1 protein-coding gene is annotated in these 706 nt (G+C 37.7%); it reads right to left on the reverse strand.

The features are described from left to right. Positions 1-144 precede the first annotated feature (144 nt). A partial coding sequence (locus OSCIL6407_RS38635; protein ID WP_040650466.1) for a hypothetical protein occupies positions 145-706 on the reverse strand: 562 nt, incomplete at its 5' end.

Raw genomic sequence — 706 nt, forward strand, 5'->3', positions numbered from 1 at the left:
CAAAATCTGTGGCAGATATGCTGTCGGGGGGTTGCCAGCGATGCACGAAATCGTATTTCCATAAACTTCGTCCCAACACCTGAATTAAACTTACTTTTAATGCTGTTGTTATTGCTATTGCTTGCTGGTATACTTTCTCTCCAATCACCCGTTGGTTAAACAAAAATCGTAAACATAAGGAATTCCCCATAGAATTCCTACTGCTTCAGCTTGTCGCACCGAAACCAATCCACCGAATAACTTTCCTATATATTTATCTAAAGCTTGCTGGTTAAATGCAAAATATTTATCGGGATTGGTTAAATTCTTTCGAGGTAAATTTCGGTCTTCAAGAAAATCAAACACTACTGTCCAGATAGTTTGACTGGTGATAAAATTTACCTGCTTTTGTTCGATCATATAGACAGAAAAAGCCATTGACAGAGTGCGTAAATCTTTTTCAAAGTTCCGCTTTAAATCAATTTTTAAATCTTGATTTTTCTCGATAACTGCGGTCAAGTTTCCCAGAATTTCCTGTTCAAATTCACTGGTGTTTTGACTATAATATTCAGTAGCTGTAGTCCGCAAAATTTCCCCATCAAATGGGACACCGTTTTTAAGTTGTTGGTAAGCTTGCTCAATTAAGCTCATCAAAACAGTATCGGCTAGTTCTGTTTCAGTACCGCCCAATACTTGGGGCGATTTCTGTACATTATGATAGGTAGCA

Source organism: Kamptonema formosum PCC 6407, assembly GCF_000332155.1.
GTDB classification, from domain to species: domain Bacteria; phylum Cyanobacteriota; class Cyanobacteriia; order Cyanobacteriales; family Microcoleaceae; genus Kamptonema; species Kamptonema formosum.